The organism is Acinetobacter sp. YH01022, assembly GCF_013420235.1.
Classification (GTDB): domain Bacteria; phylum Pseudomonadota; class Gammaproteobacteria; order Pseudomonadales; family Moraxellaceae; genus Acinetobacter.
This window is the reverse complement of the sequence record NZ_VOYP01000096.1, coordinates 1-1,955: the sequence shown is the minus strand read 5'-3', so window position 1 is coordinate 1,955 and position 1,955 is coordinate 1. Positions and strand designations below refer to the sequence as shown.

The 1,955-nt window shown below is 44.0% G+C and carries 2 protein-coding genes; both read right to left on the bottom strand.

Going from position 1 to position 1,955, the window contains the following annotated elements:
- Positions 1-74: 74 nt before the first annotated feature.
- A complete protein-coding gene (gene istB / locus FTT87_RS15775; protein ID WP_120371317.1) occupies positions 75-848 on the bottom strand; it encodes an IS21-like element ISAba8 family helper ATPase IstB in 774 nt (257 codons plus the stop codon).
- Entirely contained in the window at positions 848-1,867 is a 1,020-nt protein-coding gene (gene istA / locus FTT87_RS15770) for an IS21-like element ISAba8 family transposase (RefSeq protein WP_180175103.1), read from the bottom strand. Before istA ends, istB begins: the two co-directional genes overlap by 1 nt.
- Positions 1,868-1,955 lie beyond the last annotated feature (88 nt).

The window sequence follows — 1,955 nt, the reverse complement described above, 5'->3', positions numbered from 1 at the left end:
TGTCAACGGCATTCTAAAATTGACCCCTTTTACCTTACAAATGGCAAAGTAAAATTGACCCCTTTGATCTCGTATTAAGTTTCAACCTGAGGCTGAATCCCTATTCTTTTTTTATCCTTCAAACGATAACTCTCACCCGATATTTGTACCACATGACAGTGATGCAATAACCGATCTAACATCGCAGCGGTCAACGTGACATCATCTGCAAAGGATTTGGACCACTGGCTAAAGGGTAAGTTACTCGTCAATATCGTACTGCCTTTTTCATAACGCTTGGCAATCACATTAAAGAACAGATTCGCTTCTTCACGTCCAAACGGTAAATAACCAATTTCATCGATAATCAGTAACTTTGGTCCTAGTACCGCACGTTGCATATAGGTTTTCAGTTTACCTTGCTGATAGGCTGTACTCAGTTGCAGCATTAAATCCGCTGCGGTAATGAACTTGATCTTAATGTTGTTCATGATGGCCTTATAGCCTAATGCCATAGATAAGTGCGTTTTTCCTACTCCGCTAGCCCCCAGAAACACCACATTTTCTGCTCTCGGGATAAAGCTCAGGTTGAACAACTCGACCACCTGTGATTTGGGAGCACCCAGTGCATAATTAAAATCGTAACCTTCCAGCGTTTTGATTTGAGGCAGGCCTGAGAGTTTCATCAGTACCTGCTGACTGCGCTGTTGCCTGGCAGCATATTCATGCGTCAAGATCGCTTCAACAAAGTCGGCATAACTTCCATCCTGACCTAATGTTTGTTGTGCATGATGTGACCATTGTGATGCGATGGCAGGCAGATTGAGCTTTTGGCAAAGCTGCTCTATACGGTCGTATTGCAGATTCATCAGGAAACTCCCAGCAACTGGTCATATACAGATAAGGGATGCTGCAAACTCTCGTAGGGCATGACATGCTGTGCTACTGCAACAGGTACAGTGCCAGAACCTGTATCTGATTGCGGTAATGGCGTAAATTTTTGCTGCTCCTGTTGCAGTCGAACAGCCGGTTTTTCTTGCGTGGTGGCATGAATCCGCTGATTGGCGGTTTCATGCAGCCACCGGCCAATGTGGGCATTGGCGACATCAACATCTAACAGTAAACCCGAAGTCTTCAGGCTTGCTTTCAATGGCACAATAAAGCTTGATTTGAGGTATCCATTAAAGCGTTCAACTTTGCCTTTGGTCTGTGCACGGTAGGGCTTACATACGCGAGGACGAAAGCTGTATTTCTTGGCGCAGTCGAGCAGTTTGGGATTCCATTTATGCTGCCCCTCCTGATAGGCATCCCGTTCAATCATGATCGTTTTAGCGTTATCAAACAGGATTTCCTGAGGTACTCCTGCAAAGAACTGAAATGCATTTTCTAGACCATCGATCCATGCATCGGTACGTTCATGATCATAAAATTTCACGAAAGTCGCTCTGGAATAGCCTAATGTTGCGACAAAGGCTTTTAAAGTCGTGTTGTTGCGTCGAATTGTCGTGAAATCTACCTGCATTTGTTGGCCAGGTTGGGTTTCAAAACGAATGATCGGTTCCGGTTTAGCAACTGGTTTTAATGTTGCAAGATATTCCCTCAAGATCCTGATCTTTCCTGGATATCCCAACCTTAAAATTTCCTGGTAGAGCACAACAGCAGGAATCCATTCAGGATGAGCTGCGTTTACACGTTGGAGTAAATAGGGTTTATATGGGTCAAGGATACTTATTCTAGGCTGTATACGCTGATACTGAGGTGTGGTGTTTTGCCGTAAATATTTACGTACGGTATTTCTGGACACCCCCAGTTCACGAGTAATGGCTTTAATAGATTTACCTTGCTGATGAAGTATTTGGATTGTCACTGCTTGCTCCAAAGTTAACATGTTGAGCAGTCCAAAATGACCGCTATATTAACCAAGGGGGTCAGTTTTTAAATGCCATTAGGGGGTCATTTTTACACTGCCGCTAACA

Excerpts from the sequence above, each read along its gene's own strand:
- istA (WP_180175103.1), bottom strand. The coding sequence starts at position 1,867 with ATGTTAACTTTGGAGCAAGCAGTGACAATCCAAATACTTCATCAGCAA.
- istB (WP_120371317.1), bottom strand. The coding sequence starts at position 848 with ATGAATCTGCAATACGACCGTATAGAGCAGCTTTGCCAAAAGCTCAAT.